Source organism: Nocardiopsis sp. LOL_012 (genome assembly GCF_048060475.1).
Lineage (GTDB): Bacteria > Actinomycetota > Actinomycetes > Streptosporangiales > Streptosporangiaceae > Nocardiopsis.
The window spans coordinates 1-17,326 of the sequence record NZ_JBHMIV010000039.1; the positions used below are offsets into that span (position 1 = coordinate 1).

Annotated in this window: 14 protein-coding genes and 1 pseudogene; 11 read left to right on the forward strand and 4 right to left on the reverse strand. The window is 72.4% G+C overall.

Going from position 1 to position 17,326, the window contains the following annotated elements; genetic code table 11:
* From ACFHWE_RS20305 to ACFHWE_RS20325, 5 genes and pseudogenes are all read left to right on the forward strand, one after another.
* Nucleotides 1–829, forward strand: a pseudogene (locus ACFHWE_RS20305) (hypothetical protein); the annotation flags it as partial.
* Nucleotides 759–1,061, forward strand: a complete 303-nt coding sequence (locus ACFHWE_RS20310) for a YbaB/EbfC family nucleoid-associated protein (protein WP_416603353.1) — start codon at nucleotides 759–761, stop codon at nucleotides 1,059–1,061. The pseudogene ACFHWE_RS20305 and the gene ACFHWE_RS20310, both read left to right, overlap by 71 nt.
* A 36-nt stretch (nucleotides 1,062–1,097) precedes the next feature.
* Nucleotides 1,098–1,481, forward strand: coding sequence for a hypothetical protein (locus ACFHWE_RS20315; protein WP_416603298.1), 384 nt, complete (start codon nucleotides 1,098–1,100; stop codon nucleotides 1,479–1,481).
* Nucleotides 1,482–1,530: 49 nt separating this feature from the next.
* Nucleotides 1,531–3,252 (forward strand): hypothetical protein, encoded by a 1,722-nt coding sequence (locus ACFHWE_RS20320; RefSeq protein ID WP_416603300.1) that lies wholly within the window; start codon nucleotides 1,531–1,533, stop codon nucleotides 3,250–3,252.
* A gap of 97 nt (nucleotides 3,253–3,349) precedes the next feature.
* The gene (locus ACFHWE_RS20325; RefSeq protein WP_416603301.1) at nucleotides 3,350–6,667 is read left to right on the forward strand and encodes a right-handed parallel beta-helix repeat-containing protein; all 3,318 of its coding nucleotides are present in this window, start codon (nucleotides 3,350–3,352) and stop codon (nucleotides 6,665–6,667) included.
* 390 nt (nucleotides 6,668–7,057) lie between these two features.
* Here ACFHWE_RS20325 and ACFHWE_RS20330 read toward each other — a convergent pair whose 3' ends face one another.
* On the reverse strand, nucleotides 7,058–8,410 hold the full coding sequence (locus ACFHWE_RS20330; protein WP_416603303.1) for a collagen-binding domain-containing protein: 1,353 nt from the start codon (nucleotides 8,408–8,410) through the stop codon (nucleotides 7,058–7,060).
* Between the two features lie 239 nt (nucleotides 8,411–8,649).
* Entirely contained in the window at nucleotides 8,650–10,452 is a 1,803-nt protein-coding gene (locus tag ACFHWE_RS20335) for a PASTA domain-containing protein (protein ID WP_416603304.1), read from the reverse strand.
* Between the two features lie 313 nt (nucleotides 10,453–10,765).
* On the opposite strand from ACFHWE_RS20335, the gene ACFHWE_RS20340 reads away from it, so the two are divergent.
* On the forward strand, nucleotides 10,766–11,473 hold the full coding sequence (locus ACFHWE_RS20340; protein WP_416603305.1) for a gamma-glutamyl-gamma-aminobutyrate hydrolase family protein: 708 nt from the start codon (nucleotides 10,766–10,768) through the stop codon (nucleotides 11,471–11,473).
* A 248-nt stretch (nucleotides 11,474–11,721) separates the two neighbouring features.
* Here ACFHWE_RS20340 and ACFHWE_RS20345 read toward each other — a convergent pair whose 3' ends face one another.
* Together ACFHWE_RS20345 and ACFHWE_RS20350 are read right to left on the reverse strand one after the other, a co-directional pair.
* Entirely contained in the window at nucleotides 11,722–12,189 is a 468-nt protein-coding gene (locus ACFHWE_RS20345; protein WP_416603306.1) for an NUDIX hydrolase, read from the reverse strand.
* A gap of 61 nt (nucleotides 12,190–12,250) precedes the next feature.
* The gene (locus ACFHWE_RS20350; protein ID WP_416603307.1) at nucleotides 12,251–13,300 is read right to left on the reverse strand and encodes a CPBP family intramembrane glutamic endopeptidase; all 1,050 of its coding nucleotides are present in this window, start codon (nucleotides 13,298–13,300) and stop codon (nucleotides 12,251–12,253) included.
* A 284-nt stretch (nucleotides 13,301–13,584) separates the two neighbouring features.
* On the opposite strand from ACFHWE_RS20350, the gene ACFHWE_RS20355 reads away from it, so the two are divergent.
* From ACFHWE_RS20355 to ACFHWE_RS20375, 5 genes are all read left to right on the forward strand, one after another.
* Nucleotides 13,585–14,019, forward strand: coding sequence for a hypothetical protein (locus ACFHWE_RS20355; protein ID WP_416603308.1), 435 nt, complete (start codon nucleotides 13,585–13,587; stop codon nucleotides 14,017–14,019).
* Between the two features lie 406 nt (nucleotides 14,020–14,425).
* A complete protein-coding gene (locus tag ACFHWE_RS20360; RefSeq protein ID WP_416603309.1) occupies nucleotides 14,426–15,223 on the forward strand; it encodes an enoyl-CoA hydratase/isomerase family protein in 798 nt (265 codons plus the stop codon).
* Between the two features lie 138 nt (nucleotides 15,224–15,361).
* Nucleotides 15,362–16,516, forward strand: a complete 1,155-nt coding sequence (locus ACFHWE_RS20365; RefSeq protein ID WP_416603310.1) for an acyl-CoA dehydrogenase family protein — start codon at nucleotides 15,362–15,364, stop codon at nucleotides 16,514–16,516.
* 393 nt (nucleotides 16,517–16,909) lie between these two features.
* Complete coding sequence (locus ACFHWE_RS20370) at nucleotides 16,910–17,140, forward strand: hypothetical protein (RefSeq protein ID WP_416603311.1); 231 nt, start codon at nucleotides 16,910–16,912, stop codon at nucleotides 17,138–17,140.
* A 3-nt stretch (nucleotides 17,141–17,143) separates the two neighbouring features.
* Nucleotides 17,144–17,323, forward strand: a complete 180-nt coding sequence (locus tag ACFHWE_RS20375; RefSeq protein WP_416603313.1) for a DUF397 domain-containing protein — start codon at nucleotides 17,144–17,146, stop codon at nucleotides 17,321–17,323.
* The last annotated feature ends 3 nt before the right edge of the window (nucleotides 17,324–17,326 follow it).

Genomic DNA, 17,326 nt, shown 5'->3' on the forward strand with positions numbered 1-17,326 from the left:
CATCACCTACGACCCCGACACCGGCCAAGTCCTCCCCATCGACCCCACCACCGGAGAACCCCTCACCCCGGAGGAGTGGGCGCAGTTCGAGGACCTCGGCGAGGGGGTGGACGTCCCAGGCCTGCCCACCGACTTCGACCTGGGCGGCGGGGTGGACGTCCCGGGCCTGCCCACCGACTTCGCTACCGGCGGTGGGACGGAACCCCCCCTCAACCCCGTCACCGGGGAGCCCTACGTGGTCGACCCCGTCACCGGCCTGCCCTACCCGGTCGACCCCGTCACCGGCGAGCCCCTCACCGACGGGTTCACGGCCACCGCAGGCAGCGACCAGATCTCACAGCCGGGGGGATCCGACCCCTTCGGCCTCAACTACGGCGGCACGAACGTGCTCGGCACCGACGGATCGGTGCAGGGCGAGGGCCAGACGCCTGGGAGCACCGGAGGCCTTGGAACGGCGGGCGCCAACTCCGCCTTCGGCGGCGCCCCCGGTATGGGGATGATGCCGCCCATGATGCCCCCCATGGGCGGCATGGGCGGCCAGGGCGGCCAGGACCGGGAGCGCCAGCGCTCCACCTGGCTCTCCGAGGACGAACGTGTCTGGGGAACGGCCGCCGAGCAGCGAACAGTACTGGGACGGCCCTCCCCCGGAGGGCCCAAGAAGGGAGCGACACATGGACCCCTGGAACATGGAGTCGACGGAACACGAACTGGCACGACTTCACAAGACGCTGGCGGAGGTCGATCGCGCAAACGCAAACCTGGAATCGGCAACAGAGGAGGTCGTGGCAAAGAACAGGCTGGTGGGGGCGAAGGTCAACGGGAGGGGTGAACTCGTCGAGCTGAAGTTCCACAACCAGAACTACCGCGACATGGCCCCGGCCGAACTGGCCGACGCCATCGTGGACGTGATCAACCGGGCCCGAGACAAGATGTCCGACCGGGTCGCCGAACTGTACAAGCCCCTCATGCCCGAAGGGCTGGACGCGCACGAGGCGATGAAGGGCAACTTCGATACCCGGGCCATGTTCGAACGCATGGGCCTCCCCCTGCCCCCGCAGTAGCACCCAGCCCCACCACGAGTGAAGGGACATCCGCCAGTGAGTAGCGAACACCTCTCCGCCCTGCCCGAGGGCGTGGGCCGCGACAGCGTCGAGATCTACGAGGCCGCCCAGTTCGCCGCCGGACTCCATAAGGATTACAGGCAGGCCCGACAGGCCTGGGAGGGCCCGAACACGCCCTGGGGCGACGTGAACCTCGAAGGCGACAGCTTCGCCAAGGACTACGACAAGGTCTTCCCCGAACTGGAGAAGGCGTTCGACACATATCTGTCCTACCTGGTCGAGGCCACCGCGCAGACCGCGGACCAACTCCTGGGGACGGCGTGGAACCTGGACGCCGCCGAGGACGAGAACGTGAAGGTCGCCGACAGCGGTTCCCCGGACCTCAACGGCGGAGCGGACGGTTCGGGCGGCCGCCGGTGACCCCCGACCTTCCCGTGTCCCGTGCACCGCGTCCCCGAAAGGAGCCGTGATGAGCCCCGATCCCCGGTCCCCGGAGGGGCCGCCGCACCGGCAGGCCTCAGCCGCCGAGTTCGCGTCCGCCCTCTCCGGCGCACCGGCCCCTGGAGAGACCGCCCCGCCGTCCGCCGTGCCGGGCGCCGCGGAGGCGGTCCCAGGCGCGGATGCCCTCCCCGAGACGCCCCCCGGGGAGGGCCGGTCGGCCCCTCCCCGCACCGACCTGGGCTCCGTCGTCACTCCGGTGGGGGAGGCCGCCCCGGCCGAACCCGCGCTGGACCGGCCGGGCAAGCCGCTGCTGGCCGGGGCCGCCATCGGCGGACTGCTACTGGTCGTCGCCCCGTTCGCCTTCACCGCGGGGACGCAGGAGCTGTCCCTGCAGTCGGTGCCCCTGTCGCAAGGGGGCCTCATGGGTGGGGGCACGGCCCAGGGCTCGGCCCCGGACGGGACCGCGGACGCCCCCGCCGAGGTCGCCGCGGACGGCCGGGCACCGGAGGAGGCGGGTGAGGGCGCCGGAACCGCCGACGGGCAAACCGGAGGCGACACCTCGTCGGGGGGCGCCGCGGGCGAGGGCGAAGGGGGCTCCGGCACGGAGGCCGCCGAACTTCCGGGTGCCGACGATCCCGGCTACGTCCCCGAGCCCCTGCCCCGGGACACCGACTTCGTCGGGCCCGAGCTTCCGGAGGGCTTCGGCGCCGCGGGTGAGGACGGCGGGGGCGCCGCCGTCGAGGAGCCGCAGGAAGGGGACGCCGACACACCGGCCGCAGACCCCGAGCCCGAGGGCGCGGGTGGGGACGCCGACCCCGACGGTGACCCGGTGCCCGCCGCTGCGGAGGACGGCGCGGAGGAACCGGCCGCGGAGGAGGGCCCAGTCCAGGAGACCGACGGGGAGGGGGCGGACCCGGCCGCCGCCGAGGGAGGCGGCACCGCCGGGCCGCAGGAGGATGGCACCGACACCGAGGGGGCCGCCGAGGACACGGCCTCCGGTGAGGAGCCCGCAGCCGCCTCGGCTCCAGAGGAGGACACGGCCGGATCGGACACGGCCGACCAGGACGCGGAGCAGGAACCGGCCGACGCCGCGCCCCAGCAGGAGGGGTCGGCGGCCGACGCGTCCCAGGCCGCGCCCGGCGCCGACGGGGGCGGCGGGTCCATCCTGGAGGACGCCGTGGAGTCGAACGGAGAGGCCGCCACCGCTACCGCCGCGGCTCCGGAGCCGTTCTCCGCCATCACCGGCCCCGGCTGCCTGCCCGCCGAAGGGGCCGCCTACGGCCGGTCGGGCCGCTGGGACAGCGCCGAGGGCACCGCGAGCTGGGCCACCCGCCCCGGCGGGTACGCGCTGGAGGGCTGCGACGGCTCCTATGAGGCGATCCCGGTGTCGGGAAGCACTGACCAGCACGACCAGTGGCAGTACGCGTACTGGTCCTTCTCCCCCGGTCGCCCGGACGCGACCTGTGAGATCTACGTGCACGTCCCCGAGGACGAGAGCCCGCTGTGGCTCGCCGAGTCCGAGGCGTTCTACGAGATCTACTCCGGCCCGCTGCCCGAGGGCGACCCGATCGCCTACTTCGGTTTGACGCAATCGGAACTGCGCGGCATGTGGGTGCAGGTCACCGGGTTCACCTCACCGACGGAGGAGTTCACCGTCCAGCTCACCAACACCGGCGCGGACGCCTTCGCCGACCAGGAGCACACGCGGTCGCACGTGGCCGCCTCCGTGGTGCGCACCACCTGCTCCTGACACGCGCCAGCACGGGGCGGGGCCGTTTCGCGGCCCCGCCCGACGCCCCCCGCCGGTCCGTCCCTGCGGACCGGCAGTCGAGAACGGAAAGTCACCGATGGCCAGGCAACTGCTCACCGTCGCCCCCGGGGAACCGGACGCCCACAGGACGATCGCCGACGCGGTGGAGGAGGCCTCCAGCGGCGCGCTCATCACCATCGCCCCCGGCCGATACACCGAGAGCCTCATCCTGCTCAAGGTGGTCACGCTGGTGGCGCGCGACGGACGGGGCAGTGTGGAGATCCTCTCCGGCTCCAAGAGCGTGGTGGCCTCCGCCGCCGAGGCGGTCAAGCTCTCCGGCATCATCCTGCGCGGCCGCGACAAGGACGCACCGGTCGTGGACATCCCGGCCGGCCAGGTGGAGATGGCCGACTGCGAGGTGGACGGTGCCGCGTGGACAGCCGTGTCAGTACGGGGCACCGGCGCGCTGGCCATGCGCGAGAGCCGGGTGACCTGCACGGAGGGTGCGGGGGTGGTCGTCACCTCCGAGGGAACGAGCGTCATCGAGGACTGCGTGATCGAGGAGGTCGGCACCAGCGCGCTCGTCATCGGCGAGCAGGGCCACCCCACGGTCCGCTCGTGCACCCTGCGCGGCGCGGGCGGCAACGGCGTCTTCGCGAGCGGGCAGGCCGCCGGAGTCATCGAGGACTGCGACGTCTCCGACACCAAGAAGCCCGCGATCGCCCTGGAGGGTGACGCGGCCACGAGCCTGCGCGGTACCCGCGTGCACCACACCGACGGCGACGGCCTGACGGTCTCCAGCCGGGCCCGTCCGGTGGTCGAGGACTGCGTGTTCGAGGACGTGGGGGGCCGCGGTGTGGCCGTGCACAGCGGATCCGACCCGCAGATGTACCGCGTCACCGTGGCCCGCCCGGAGGGGACCGGGATCGACCTGTACGGCAAGGCTCGGGGCCAGTTCACCGAGTGCGATGTGGTCGACGCCAAGAGCGCCTCGGTGCTCGGTGGGGACGGGGCGGCCACCGCGTTCATCGGCCTCACCGTACGCGGCGGCACCGGGGTACGGCTGAGCGGCGGGAGCACGGCCGAGTTCGACCGGGGTCTGTTCACCGGGAGCGCGGGGCCGGGCGTGGTCGTGGAGGACTGCGCGCCCTTCCTGCGCGGTGTGGCCGTCACCGACACCAGGGGGCAGGGGGTGGAGTTCGTCGGCGAGGGCCACGGGCGCCTGGAGGACGTGACTCTGGAGCGGACCGGCAAGGCCGCCGTGTCCGTGACCGGCACCTCGCGTCCGACGCTCAGCGGGCTGCAGATCCGGGAGAGCCGGGACGCCGGCGTCACCGTGGGTCCGGGGGCCAAAGCCGAACTGCGCGACTGCGACATCTCGGCGTGCGCCGGCGACGGGGTGTCCGTCCAGAACGGCGGTGAGGCATCAGTGCTGCGCGCCCGGATCTACGACGGGCGGCGCAACGGTGTGCTGGTGGCCGCCGGAGCGACCGCCTCGCTGCGCCGGTGCGAGGTCTTCGGCAACCGCGGGGACGGTGTCCTGGTCCACTCCCGGGAGGACGTGCTGCTGGAGGACTGCTCAGTACGCGACAACGCGCGTTCGGGGCTGCGCCAGACCGTGCAAAGCGAGCGGGTGCGCGCCGAGGAGCTGCTGAGCCACGGCAACGGCGCCCCGGACGCCTACGGGGACGAGGCGGGCACCCCGCTTCCCGAGTCGGTGAACGGCCCCGCCGAGGACGCCGGCGACGGCGGGGCCTCCGACTCGACGGGGCCGATGGCGGACCTGGAGGCGCTGGTCGGGCTCGGCAACGTCAAGCACGAGGTCAAGACGCTCGTCAAGCGCAACCAGATGGCCAAGCGGCGGGCCGAGATGGGTCTGCCCACTCCGCCCATGAGCCGCCACCTGGTGTTCGGCGGCGCCCCCGGTACCGGCAAGACCACGGTGGCGCGGCTGTACGGGCAGATCCTCGCCGAACTGGACGTGCTGCGCTACGGACACGTGGTGGAGGTGGCGCGCGCCGACCTGGTGTCGCAGTACGTGGGCGGGACGGCCATCAAGACCACCGAGGTGTTCGAGCAGGCCAAGGGCGGCGTGCTGTTCGTCGACGAGGCCTACACGCTCTCCACCGGCAAGGGCGGCGGCGGAGGCCCCGACTTCGGCAAGGAGGCCATCGACACGCTGGTCAAGCTCATGGAGGACCACCGCGACGAGGTCGTCGTCATCGTGGCCGGCTACACCGCCGACATGGCGGATTTCCTGTCCGCCAACCCCGGTCTGGCCTCACGGTTCAGCAAGACCATCGAGTTCGAGAACTACACCGTGGACGAACTCGTGGAGATCGTCCGCCGCCTGTGCGACTCCAACAGCTACACGATGGACGAGGCCACCGTGGAGGTGCTGCGCTCCCACTTCGACCAGGTGCCCAAGGGCCCGGCGTTCGGCAACGGCCGCGAGGCGCGCAAGATCTTCGAGTCGATGATCGACCGGCAGGCCTTCCGGCTGGGTGGCGACGGCCTCGACGACCCCGCCGCGATGGCCCGCCTGATGCCTGCCGACCTGGGTCCGGAGATCGAGAGGGCGGCCGAGCCCTCCTCCCCCGCCGACGACGTCGCCGAGCTCCGGGAGGAGCTGAACGCGATGATCGGTCTGCGCGAGGTCAAGGAGACGGTGAACGACCTGGCCAACCTGCTGGTGATGTCGGAGCGGCGCCGGGCCATGGGCCTTCCGGTGGCGCCGATGAGCCACCACCTGGTGTTCGCCGGCCCCCCCGGTACCGGTAAGACGACGGTGGCGCGGCTGTACGGGCGGCTCCTGCACGCGCTGGGCGTCCTTCCCGGCGGCCAGGTCGTGGAGGCGGCCCGCGGCGACCTCGTGGGCCGCTACGTGGGGCACACGGCCCAGTTGACCATGGAGGTGTTCGAGCGGGCCAGGGGCGGTGTGCTGTTCGTCGACGAGGCCTACGCTCTGGCGCCCAAGAACTCCAGCGGGTCGGACTTCGGCCAGGAGGCGATCGACACGCTGGTCAAGCTCATGGAGGACCACCGCGACGAGGTCGTCGTCATCGTCGCCGGCTACACCCGGGAGATGCAGCGCTTCCTGGACTCCAACCCGGGCCTGGCCTCGCGGTTCAACCACCGGGTGGAGTTCCCCGACTACTCCGATGCCGAGCTGGTCACGATCGTGGAGCGCATGGCGGACGGCTCGGGCTACACGTGCGGACCCGACACCTCGGCGGCGCTCGCCGCACACTTCGCCTCGGTGCCGCGCGACGCCAACTTCGGCAACGCCCGCTACGCGCGCCAGGTGCTGGAGCGGATGATCACCCGGCAGGCGGGGCGGCTCGTGGACTTCGGGGCGGCGGAGATGGAGGACTTCACGACGCTGCTGCCCGAGGACCTGGAACCCGTGCGCTAGAAGCGGCCGGGGCGGGCCTGTGGACAACCCGGCCCGGCCGCCTCGGCGGGCGCATACTCGAAGCATGCTCTCTCCGCGCTCACACGCCCTGCCGCCGAGGTTCGCCCCAGGGAGAACCCGGGGTCCGAGGTTCGCCTTGAGGCGAACCTCGGACCCCGGCCGGTCGCCATGGTGGGACCGGCGCTCGCGTTCGTGCCCGCCGACCCGGCCTTGCGCGCCGCGCGGGGGCGTGCGCTTCCTACCGGGCCTTCCCCAGTACGCGCCTTGCGGCGGTGTGCCCCCTCGCCCGCCGGAGAAGGAACCGGGAACGTCCTCGGGCCGGCGTCACCGACGACGACGGGCCCGGCCGCACACGTGGCCGGGCCCGCGCTCTCAGCGCTCGGGGAGCGGTCAGGCCTTGCGGCGCCGACCCAGCACGAACGCGGCCGCACCGGCGCCCACCAGCACCACCGCGACGACCACCAGCGCCGCCAGGTTGGAGCCGGTGACGGGCAGGCCGCCCTCATCGGGCTCGGTGGGTTCGGGAGAGGCCGGGTCGGAGGGGCTCTCCGACGGGCTCTGCGGGTCGCTGGGCTCCTCCGAGGGGTTCTCGGACGGCTCCTCCGACGGGTCCTCGCTGGGGGCGTCGGACGGCCCGTCGGTGGGCTCGTCGCCACCGCCGCAGACGGGCAGCTCACCGGCGAAGTCGCCGTTGTGCAGCTCGCCGTTGTTGGTGATGCCCGCCGTCAGGGAGCCGTGCCCGAAGGAGGCCGCCACGACGGCGCCCTGGATGTTGCTGGCCGACAGCCAGTTCACCTCGGCGCCAGGGGCGAACACCGTGCCTTCGAGGGTGCGGCTGTCGGAGGTGAAGGTGACCAGCTCGGCGTCGCCGAAGTTGAAGAGGATGTACCGGGCGTCCTCCAGCCCGATCCCCGCCATGTTGGGGGTGGACCACTCGAACTCCCCGTCCACGCCGGAGGTGTCGACGTTGACCAGCAGCGGGGAGTCGGCGGAGGGCTTGTCGTCGAAGGTGATGACCTCAAGGTCCGCCAGGTCCTCGGCATCGACGTTCCAGACGTTGGCGCCCGCCTCCAGCGGCAGGGTCACGTTGGCGCCCGAGCCGAAGGGCGGCGAGGCCGGCTCGCCGTCGCCGGTGCCCAGCGGCACGACGGTGTTCTCGCACGAGGACAGGGCCTCGGCGCGGTCCCGGTAGGCGGGGAAGAGCGCGGCCACGTCGAAGGCCTCGGACGTGACCGACTCCTCGCTCTGCCTGGTGGTCAGGGTGATCCGGGGGTTGGACTCACGGGCGCCGGGGGCGGAGACCACGGTGTTCACCTGAGCGTCGTTGCTGTCGGTGGTGCTGATCTCGGTGCCGGCGGTCTCGCCCACCTTCACGTAACCGTTCTGGAGCACCTTGAGTTCGCCCTCGCTGCCACCGAGGTCCACCGACCCGTTGACCACGAGCGCGGAGGGCCGGTCGTCGCCGTCGGCCGTGTAGGTGCCAGTGGTGTGGGCCGCGATGTTGTAGGGGCCGAAGGTGAGGTCGCCGCCGACGGCGATCGGGCCCTCGGACTCGTTTCCGGCCAGCTCGGCGTCGCCCTCGACGACCACCAGGAAGCCGCGGTTGCCCTCCAGCGGGTTGGCCGTCTCGGAGGTGTCCGCGGCGGCGGTGCCGGGCGCGGCCAGGGCGAAGGCCAGCAGCGCGGCCGTACCCGCGCTCGCTCCCTTAAGAGCGGGTGAGGGGTGGCGTGGGGATCTCGGCATCGGGTGGTTCCTCTTCCGGGTGTGCGGTGTTGTGGGGAACGCGGCGGCGCACGTCAGGCGTGCTCAGAGCCTTGCGCCGCGGGCGTCGGGGGGTGTCCGCCGCCGCGGTCTCGTCCGCCCTGCCGCGGTTCGGCTGGGCCGGGCACGCGGGGGCGGGGCCGGTGGGGAGCACCGGCTCCCTGATGGGACGCGCTCCGCCCCCGTCCGGTTCACAGGGACGGGGCACAGCGCGCGGGCGGTCAGCACCGGGCGATCTCCCACCAGGGACCCCAGCGGTGGGAGTCCTCGGGGGACTGGCCCTGGTTCCACCACACGGACTCGTAGGCCCTGCCCTCGTGGACCACCCGCGCTCCGTGGGGGTAGGTGGTGTGCGGAGACCAGGGTTGCGCGTCGCAGGGGTCGGGCCGCGGCTCGGGCTCCTCGGACTCCTCCTCGTCCGGCCTGCCGCCGCCGTTGCCGTTGCCCGGGCCGTCGTCGTCCTGGTCCCCGGGGCCGGGCTCCGTCTCCTGGTCGCTCTCCCCGCCGTCCTCGTCCCCGGTTCCGGGCGAGACCGCCAGGACCACGCTGGACCCGGCCTCCACGACGGAGCCCGCGGTCGGGGTCTGGACGGCGACCTCCCCTTCGGGGCGCTCGGACCCCTCCTCCGTGACCACCTCCACGGTGAACCCCAGACCGGAGAGGGTCGCGCGGGCGTCCTCCTCGGTCAGGCCCACCACGTCGGGGAGGCTGATGCCCTGACTGACGGTGACGGTGGCGGTGTCGTCGTAGGGCACCGTCAGACCGGCCTCGGGGTCGGTCGCCAGGACCGTGCCGGCGGGCTCGCCGCCGGAGGGCCGCTGGACGACCTCGACATCGGCGAACCCGAGTTCCGCCAGCTCCGCCAGGGCGGCCTCCTCGTCCTGGCCGATCAGGTCGGGCATCTCCACGGTGGCGGGTCCGGCGGAGACCGAGAGCGTCACCTGGTCGCCCTCCTCCAGGGCCGCCCCCACACCGGGGTCGGAGGCCGCGACCAGGCCCGCTTCGACCGCGTCGTCGCGGACCTCGGCGTAGAGGACCTCCAGGTCCACCGGCAGGCCGTTCAGCAGCGCGGTGGCCTCGCCGGGGGGCAGGCCGACCAGTTCGGGCATCTCCGCCCCGCCGGAGGCGGCCACCGCCGCCACTTCGGTGTCGGACCGGGGGATGAGCACCCAGACCAGGAGGGCGGCCATGACGAGGACCGCCGCACCGGCGGCCGACCAGAGCAGGATCGGGCGCCGCCGGTCACGCACCGGAGCAGGCACAGCGGCCCGGATGGGTACGGTGATCGGGCTCGTGTCGGCGGCGTGCCGTGCGGGGGCCGAGGGCAGGCGGTCGCGCATCCGCGTGACCAGCCCGCGGTAGTGCGCGGCGTCGACCGGGCGGTGTTCGGGGTCGTCGATGGTCGCCTTGGCCACGAGCAGGGCGTACTCCCCGCCGGCCTCGGCGAGTTCCTTCTTCCCCTCCTCGACCCCCAGTCCGGTGATCATGACGCACAGCAGCTCCCCCACCGCCCGCACGTCCTCTCGGGGATCGGCGGTGGCCTGGGCCGCGACGGGCAGCAGGCGCACCACGCCGTCGTCGGAGAGGTAGACCGTCTCGGGGCCGACCGCGCCGTGGGCCAGGCCCCGCTCGTGGAACTCCTCCAGCGCCGACAGCAGGGCGTCGACCAGGTCGAGGGCGTCCCTGCGGGAGACCCGCTCCTGGAAGCGCTCGCCGACGATGTGGGAGAGCGGGTGGCCCTCCACGGGGCCGGTGACCGTCAGCGTGCGGTCGTCGTCGGCCCAGTGGTCGACGACCTCCACCACCATGGGGTGGCGCAGGCCCCGCAGCGCGGACACGCGCGCGGCGAGGGCGTCCCGGTCATGCCGGTCCGCCTCGTCGGCCTCGACACGGACCCGCGTGCCCGTGTCGAAGTCGTAGGCCTCGTACAGCACGGTTCCCTCGTCCAGCCGCACGCCCTCGTCGCAACGGTAACGGCCTTCGAGCACGAAGGGAGGGGGTGAGAGGGGAGTGGGGGTCTCCATGCCCGAATTGTAAGGTTCGATCAGGACCGCGCGCACCACCACCGGCAGGGGACCTGACCGGCGTCCTCGCGGCGTACCGTCTCGCCGGCCCTCCGGAGCACCCGGTCCGGCCGTGGTCCTGCGCCACCGTGGTCCGCTCCGTCCCGACCCCGCCCTCAGCGTGTGGCGTCCGTGTCCGGGCCCGGCCGTAGCCGGTACCGGGTTCCGCGGCGTGGCGGTTCCGGCGCCGGTGCGTCGGCCGACACGCGCGGGGCCCGACACGCGTAACCGCCTCCCCGAGGGGCAGGTAGTCGGAGAACGCGAGGGGGGACCGATGCGGCCCGTGATCGGGATATCCGCCTACACCGAGCGGGCGCGGTGGGGCGATTGGGACCTGCCCGCCGTCCTGCTGCCGCAGGCCTACACCGACCGGGTGGCCGAAGCCGGCGGCCTGCCGGTGCTCCTTCCCCCCGTGGCGGGTGCGGCCGGGGCGGTGGAGCGACTCGACGGCCTCCTCCTGGCCGGCGGCGGCGACATCGACCCCGGCCGCTACGGCGCCCCGACCGACCCGCGCACCGCCGGCGTGCGCGGCGCGCGTGACACCGCCGAGATCGAACTGCTGGAGGCGGCGCTGGAGCGCGGGCTGCCGGTGCTGGGCGTGTGCAGGGGGATGCAACTGCTCAACGTGGTGCGCGGCGGCACGCTCAACCAGCACCTGCCCGACCTGGTGGGCCACCACGGGCACCGCGAGGAGCCAGGGGTGTTCGGTACGCACGCGGTGACCGTGGCCGAGTTCTCCCGGACCGCCGACCTCCTGGGCGGGACCGCTGTGGAGGTGGCGACCTACCACCACCAGTCCCTGGCCGAGCCGGGCGAGGAAGTGCGGGCCACGGCCTGGGCCGACGACGGGACGGTGGAGGCGATCGAGTACACCGACCGGTTCAACGTGCTCGGCGTGCAGTGGCACCCGGAGATGGGCGAGGACCTCTCGCTGTTCCGCTGGCTGGTCCGCCGCGCCCGCGACGCCGCCGCGCGGAGGTGAAACGCAGGCGCGTGCGACCTGTGTGAAGGGAAGGTGGGCGCCTTCGGGCACCCCCACCTTCCACCACATATGGCTCAGATCACTTTGAATGCTCTGACCTTCGCATTCAATTCCCTTCCACAAGAAATCCCTGCTCACCACCGCAAAAACCATGAACCCCCGAAGCAATCCCTTTGATGAATGGCCCTTCGGTGAGGGCCCCGGCACCACACCGGCTCACCCGGCCGTGTCACGCCCCGGAACACCCGTCATCCCAGGTGGGGCTCGCCCTTCCCCAGGGCGTGCTCCACGCGCAGCCGCTGCGTGCGGTGCATCGGCAGGTCCGCCACCTCCTCCGGGGCGAACCAGGCCACCTCGTAGGACTCCTCGCTCACCGCCAGCGCGCCCCCGACCACCCGCGCCCGGAAGCACACGTTGAACTGGCGGCGCACCTCGCCGTCGCCGTAGGCGGCGACGTACCGGGGGTCGGTGTAGGTGCCCACCAGCCCCGTCACCTCCACCTCGTACCCCGTCTCCTCCCGCGTCTCGCGCACCGCCGCCTCGGGCAGGCTCTCGTCCATCTCCATCGCCCCGCCGGGCATCGCCCACAGCCCGTTGTCCGCCCGCCGCTGCAACAGCAGCCGACCCTGATCGTCGAGAACGGCCGCGCTCGCCCCGACCCCCCAGGTGTTGGGGACCGGGGCGGACGGGTCGTCGTAGTACTCGGTCCGGGACATCGCACCTCCCCGGGTTCGTCGGACTCCCACGCACCGATCAGGGTACGCCGGGCCCCGCCGCTCACGCGTTCCGTTCCATCGCCGGGACCCGCTCGGCGGACGGCTCCGAGGGGGTCAGGGCCGACCCGCTCCCGCGGGTGCGCGCCCACACCACGGCGGTGGCCGCGATGAGGAGCACGCAGGGCACGAGCATGATCGGTGATCCGGTACCCACCGACCGGTCGAACCCGGCAGCCAGGTCGGAGTGCGTGACGATGACCAGGAGGAACGCGAGGGTGTTGTTGACGGCGTGGATGACGATGGCCGTCTCCAGTCCGCCGGTGCGCCAGGTGATGAGGGCCAGGGTGGCGCCGAAGGTGAAGTAGTAGACGTTGAGCCACGGGTCGAGCGCGAAGTGGACCACCATGAACAGCAGACTCGACACGGCCACGCCGAGGACGAGCGCGGTGCGCGGCCCCCTTCCCCAGCTCGCGGCGACCCGGAAGGCGAGCCCGCGCAGACCGTACTCCTCACCGGCGGACTGGAGCGGCACCAGCAGGACGGTGATGGCGAACATCCAGAACAGGTCGGCGAGCGGCCACTCCGACTCCTCCACCGGGGAGAGGAAGGTGAAGGCGGTCAGGTACACCGTCCAGAGGGGGAGGATGACCATGAAGGACCGCACGAGCACCTCGGGCCGCAGGAGCGAACGAACCGAGTGCAGCGAGGCACCCCTCACCCCGTAGAGCCAGCGCTGGACGAGCATGCTCCAGGGGATGAGCAGGGCGAGCGAGGCCATGCTGGCCGCCTGGAGCGCGGGGGTGAACCCGGTTCCGCCCAGCATCATGCTGTCCTGCCTGCCGAGCAGCAGGTCGATGAGGAGAGCGACGACGCTGAGCCCGATGCTGAAGAGGAGCATCCCGCCCAGCAGGAGCGCGAGCGCGGCGATGCCCCGCCAGATCCGGCGCTCCTCCCCGGCCAGGACGCGGTGGTAGGGCACGCCCGCCGGGATCGGGAGCGGTCCGCGTCTGGGCGGCGGCGGGTACGGGGGCGGCGGCCAGGACGCGGCGGCGGGGGCCGGCTGGCCGGTCGGCGGCGGCTCGGAGGGAAAGCCGTGTTCGTCGTGGTTCATGCCCTCACGCTAATCAAGGCGGCGGTATCGCAGAAGTGCCGGTTCACACCGGTTCGCCCCGCGATCCTCACTGCTTGGAGATGACAGACGTCATGGCCGCGCCACGGTCGGGTACGGACGGGAGGAGACGACGGACCTCGGTGCTCCCGAAGCCGGTCAGGGACACACCACCGGCCGTCCGCCGCCTCCGGTGCCGTCCTGGCGTCCCTCGAAGGCCCGGGGCATCGGGGATCGGGCCTGTGGACAACCCGCTCGGGTCGCCCCGGCGGCCCCATAATCGGAGCATGCTCTCCGCTCACGCCCACGCCCTGCTGTCCGCCCTCGTGAACGACCTGCCCGGCAGCCGCCACATCCTCACCGTGCACACCCGCTACGCGATGTCCACCGCGGTCGAAGCGCACAAGGACCGCATCGACGTGGAACACCCCCGGGTGGTGGAACGGCTGTGCGACGCCCTCACCGAGGGCACACTCGCCGCCGTGGTCCTGCGCAGCTTCACCGACGAGGTCTCACGCGTCCTGGACAACGGGGCGGAGGTCCCCGTCAAGCTCGTCCGCGGCTGGAGCGCGGCCGAACACCGGCTGGAACCGCTCAGCGAGGCCGAGATGTTCGACGCCCACTGCACGGACGCCGCCTCGGGTGAGCCCATCCCGCCGGAACGGGGCGTGGTGTACACGGACGCCCCCGAAGTGGACCTCACCGCTTTCCGCGACACTTGAGGTCCGGAACCGGAGCGCGATCGTGGTGCCGCCACCGGCCCCGCGCCCCGGAGAAGCTCCCCTCGGACCCCCGTGGCCGCACTGGACAAGGAGGCCGGCGGTATCCGACCTCCCGTCCCTCACCGGCCATGACAACCGGGTGCGCTCGGTGTGCTTCGGCCCCGGCGGCACCGCCCCCGCCACCGTCTGCGGCGACAGGACCGCACGCCTGTGGGCCGTCCCGACGCGGGTGGGGTTGGAGGGCGGATCGTCCCGACGGGACCGCACGCCTGTGGACCGTCCGCTGACGAAGGAACCCGCCGAACGGCCCGACCCACCGGGACACCGTGCCCTGCCTCCGCCGCCGTACGGGAGCATGGGGCCATCCGGACCCCACCGGTGCGTTCCCGTCCCGAGAGAGCCAGCCATGACCACCGCACCCACCGTCCACCTGAACACCAGCGGCACCACCGCCACGCTGCGCATCGACCACCCACGGCGCAAGAACGCCATGACCGCACACATGTGGGGCCTGCTGCCCCGGCTGCTGGAGGGCCTGGCGAAGGACCCGGACGTGCGCGTGGTGGTCCTGACCGGGGAAGGGACGGACTTCTGCGCGGGCGCCGACATCACCGAGCTCACGGCCGATGCCGCCGACACCGAAGCCGCCGGGCAGCGGGTGCTCGACGACCGGCTGGCCGAGGCCGCCGGGGAGGCGCTGACGGCCTTCCCCAAGCCCACCATCGCCATGGTCGACGGCCTGTGCGTGGGCGGCGGCTGCCTGCTCGCCACCGCCTGCGACCTGCGTGTGGGCACCCCGCGCACCCGCATCGGCATCCCGGCCGCCAAGCTCGGCGTGGTCTACCCCGCCTCGTCGCTGCGGCGGGTCGTGGCCCTGGCCGGGCCGTCCACCGCGAAACGCCTGCTGTTCACGGCCGAACTGCTCGGCTCCGATGAGGCACTGCGCGTCGGCCTGCTCGACGAGGTGGTGCCGGAGGCCGACCTCGCCCACCGCGTCACGGCGCTCGCCGACACCGTAGGCTCGCGGTCCCAGGTGAGCGTGCACGCGGCCAAGAGCCTGGTCGACGCGATCGGCGCGGGCGCGCTCACCCCCGATCTGGTCCGGCACTGGGACGGGGAGGCGGCCCGCCGCGGGGACCTGCGCGAAGGGATCGCGGCCTTCCGCGAGCGGCGTCCGGCACGGTTCGCCGCCCCGCCGTCCTGACCCCCGGGGTATCGGTGCTATCACCTGCCTGGTGGGCGGGTGTCAGTCCGCTTCGAGGGGCTTTGTACTGTATTTGGACAACGAATAATATTCGGTGGCTCTTCAGGGGGCCTTCCGTGCCATGTGAGAGGAACGGACTTGCGCCGCACAGTCTTCGACAAAGACCACGAGGCCTACCGCGACACACTGCGGTCCTTCATCGAATCCGAGGTCACGCCGTACTACCAGGACTGGTTCGAGGAGGGCCTGGTCCCGCGCGAGCTGTACTCCAAGCTCGGTGAGCTGGGCGTGTTCGGGATCAACGTCCCCGAGGAGTACGGCGGCGCCGGCCTGGAGACGCACAAGTTCGAGGCGATCCAGTACGAGGAGACCACCCGCGCCGGGGTGAGCTTCGGCGGCTCGGGCGTCCACGTGCTGCTCGCCCTGCCCTACATCAAGATGCTGGCCACCGAGGAGCAGAAGCAGCGCTACCTGCCCAAGTTCGTGACCGGCGAGGAGATGTGGGCGCTGGCCATGACCGAGCCGGGCACCGGCTCCGACCTGGCCGGGATGAAGACCACCGCCAAGCGCGACGGCGACCACTACATCCTCAACGGCGCGAAGACCTTCATCACCGGCGGCTTCCACGCCGACCGCGTGATCGTCTGCGCCCGCACCAGCCCGCCCAAGGAGGACGACCGCCGCTTCGGTATCTCCCTGTTCGCGGTCGACGCCTCGTCGGAGGGCTACTCGGTGGGCCGCAAGCTGGACAAGCTCGGCCTGCGCACCTCCGACACCGCCGAGCTGGCCTTCAGCGACATCCGCGTCCCGGCCGAGGACCTGCTCGGCGAGGAGAACAAGGGCTTCTCCTACCTGGGCCAGAACCTGCCCTCGGAGCGCTGGGGCATCGCCTACGGCTCCTACGCGCAGGCCAAGGCCGCGATCGGCTTCACCAAGGAGTACGTGCAGGAGCGGACCGTCTTCGGCAAGACGGTGGCCTCGTTCCAGAACACGAAGTTCGAGCTGGCCGCCTGCCAGTCCGAGGTGGACGCTGCCGAGGCGGTCGTCGACCGCGCCCTGGAGGCGCTCGACGCCGGCGAGCTGACCCCCGCCGAGGCCGCGTCGGCCAAGCTCTTCTGCACCGAGGTCGCCCACCGGGTGATCGACCGCTGCCTCCAGTTGCACGGCGGCTACGGGTACATGAACGAGTACCCGATCGCGCGCCTGTACGCCGACAACCGCGTGAACCGGATCTACGGCGGCACGTCCGAGGTCATGAAGATGATCGTCGCCAAGTCGGTCCTGTCCTCGTAGGCGCTTCGGGGCCGGACGGCCACCCGGTCCGCTTCGCCGCCGAGGGTCCCGTGGCCCCGAGGCATACCGACCAGTCGGTGCGTGACGGGTGCGGCACGGAGCGCATCAGGCCGGAAGGGGGCGGGTCCCGCGGGACCCGCCCCCTCGGTGCGTGCCGGGAACGGCGGCGCAGCGGCGGTTCTTCGAGGTTCGCCCCAGGGCGAGATTGCGCGCCGAGCTTCGCCCCAGGACGAACCTCGATGCCGGTCAGGCGGCAGCAGCGCTGGATTCGTGGCTGTGGGCCGCAGAAGGGAGGTGCGCGCCCCTCTCAGCCAGGAGCGGGAGGTCCTCCGCCCTGGAACGCGCCTTCGTGCTTCTACCGCCGCAGCCGGACGCCCCCTCGCCACCTTCCTTATGTCGGACCACATCCGTCTCCCGCGCTGGCGGGGCCACTGCCTGGCGCGGCTCGGACACGGTGAGGCGATCGAGGATCTCACCCGGGCACTCGACGACATCGCACCGTTGGGACTCGGGCGCGCCGAGGCCGGACTGCGCACCGACACCGCGGCCGAGGGCAGGGTGACGGTGTGGTGCGCGAACCTGTTCCCCGAAGGCGTGGTGATGTCGGCCTTGGAGAAGGAGTAAGCCATGCAGCCGCAGACCCCGCACTGGTTCAAGTCCAGCTACAGCGGGACATCCTCTGACTGCGTCGAGGTGGCCGAAGGGCCGGTCACCGGGGTCCGGGACACCAGGCACCGCGAGCTGGGCGCGCTCTTCTTCGGTGCAGGTGAATGGCGGTCCTTCATCGACACCGCCAAGGACGCCTGACCG

What these genes read in the sequence shown, in the direction of transcription:
- ACFHWE_RS20320 (WP_416603300.1), top strand. Translation starts at nt 1,531, where the DNA reads ATGAGCCCCGATCCCCGGTCCCCGGAGGGGCCGCCGCACCGGCAGGCC.
- ACFHWE_RS20325 (WP_416603301.1), top strand. Translation starts at nt 3,350, where the DNA reads ATGGCCAGGCAACTGCTCACCGTCGCCCCCGGGGAACCGGACGCCCAC.
- ACFHWE_RS20330 (WP_416603303.1), bottom strand. Translation starts at nt 8,410, where the DNA reads ATGCCGAGATCCCCACGCCACCCCTCACCCGCTCTTAAGGGAGCGAGC.
- ACFHWE_RS20335 (WP_416603304.1), bottom strand. Translation starts at nt 10,452, where the DNA reads ATGGAGACCCCCACTCCCCTCTCACCCCCTCCCTTCGTGCTCGAAGGC.
- ACFHWE_RS20340 (WP_416603305.1), top strand. Translation starts at nt 10,766, where the DNA reads ATGCGGCCCGTGATCGGGATATCCGCCTACACCGAGCGGGCGCGGTGG.
- ACFHWE_RS20345 (WP_416603306.1), bottom strand. Translation starts at nt 12,189, where the DNA reads ATGTCCCGGACCGAGTACTACGACGACCCGTCCGCCCCGGTCCCCAAC.
- ACFHWE_RS20350 (WP_416603307.1), bottom strand. Translation starts at nt 13,300, where the DNA reads ATGAACCACGACGAACACGGCTTTCCCTCCGAGCCGCCGCCGACCGGC.
- ACFHWE_RS20355 (WP_416603308.1), top strand. Translation starts at nt 13,585, where the DNA reads ATGCTCTCCGCTCACGCCCACGCCCTGCTGTCCGCCCTCGTGAACGAC.
- ACFHWE_RS20360 (WP_416603309.1), top strand. Translation starts at nt 14,426, where the DNA reads ATGACCACCGCACCCACCGTCCACCTGAACACCAGCGGCACCACCGCC.
- ACFHWE_RS20370 (WP_416603311.1), top strand. Translation starts at nt 16,910, where the DNA reads ATGTCGGACCACATCCGTCTCCCGCGCTGGCGGGGCCACTGCCTGGCG.
- ACFHWE_RS20375 (WP_416603313.1), top strand. Translation starts at nt 17,144, where the DNA reads ATGCAGCCGCAGACCCCGCACTGGTTCAAGTCCAGCTACAGCGGGACA.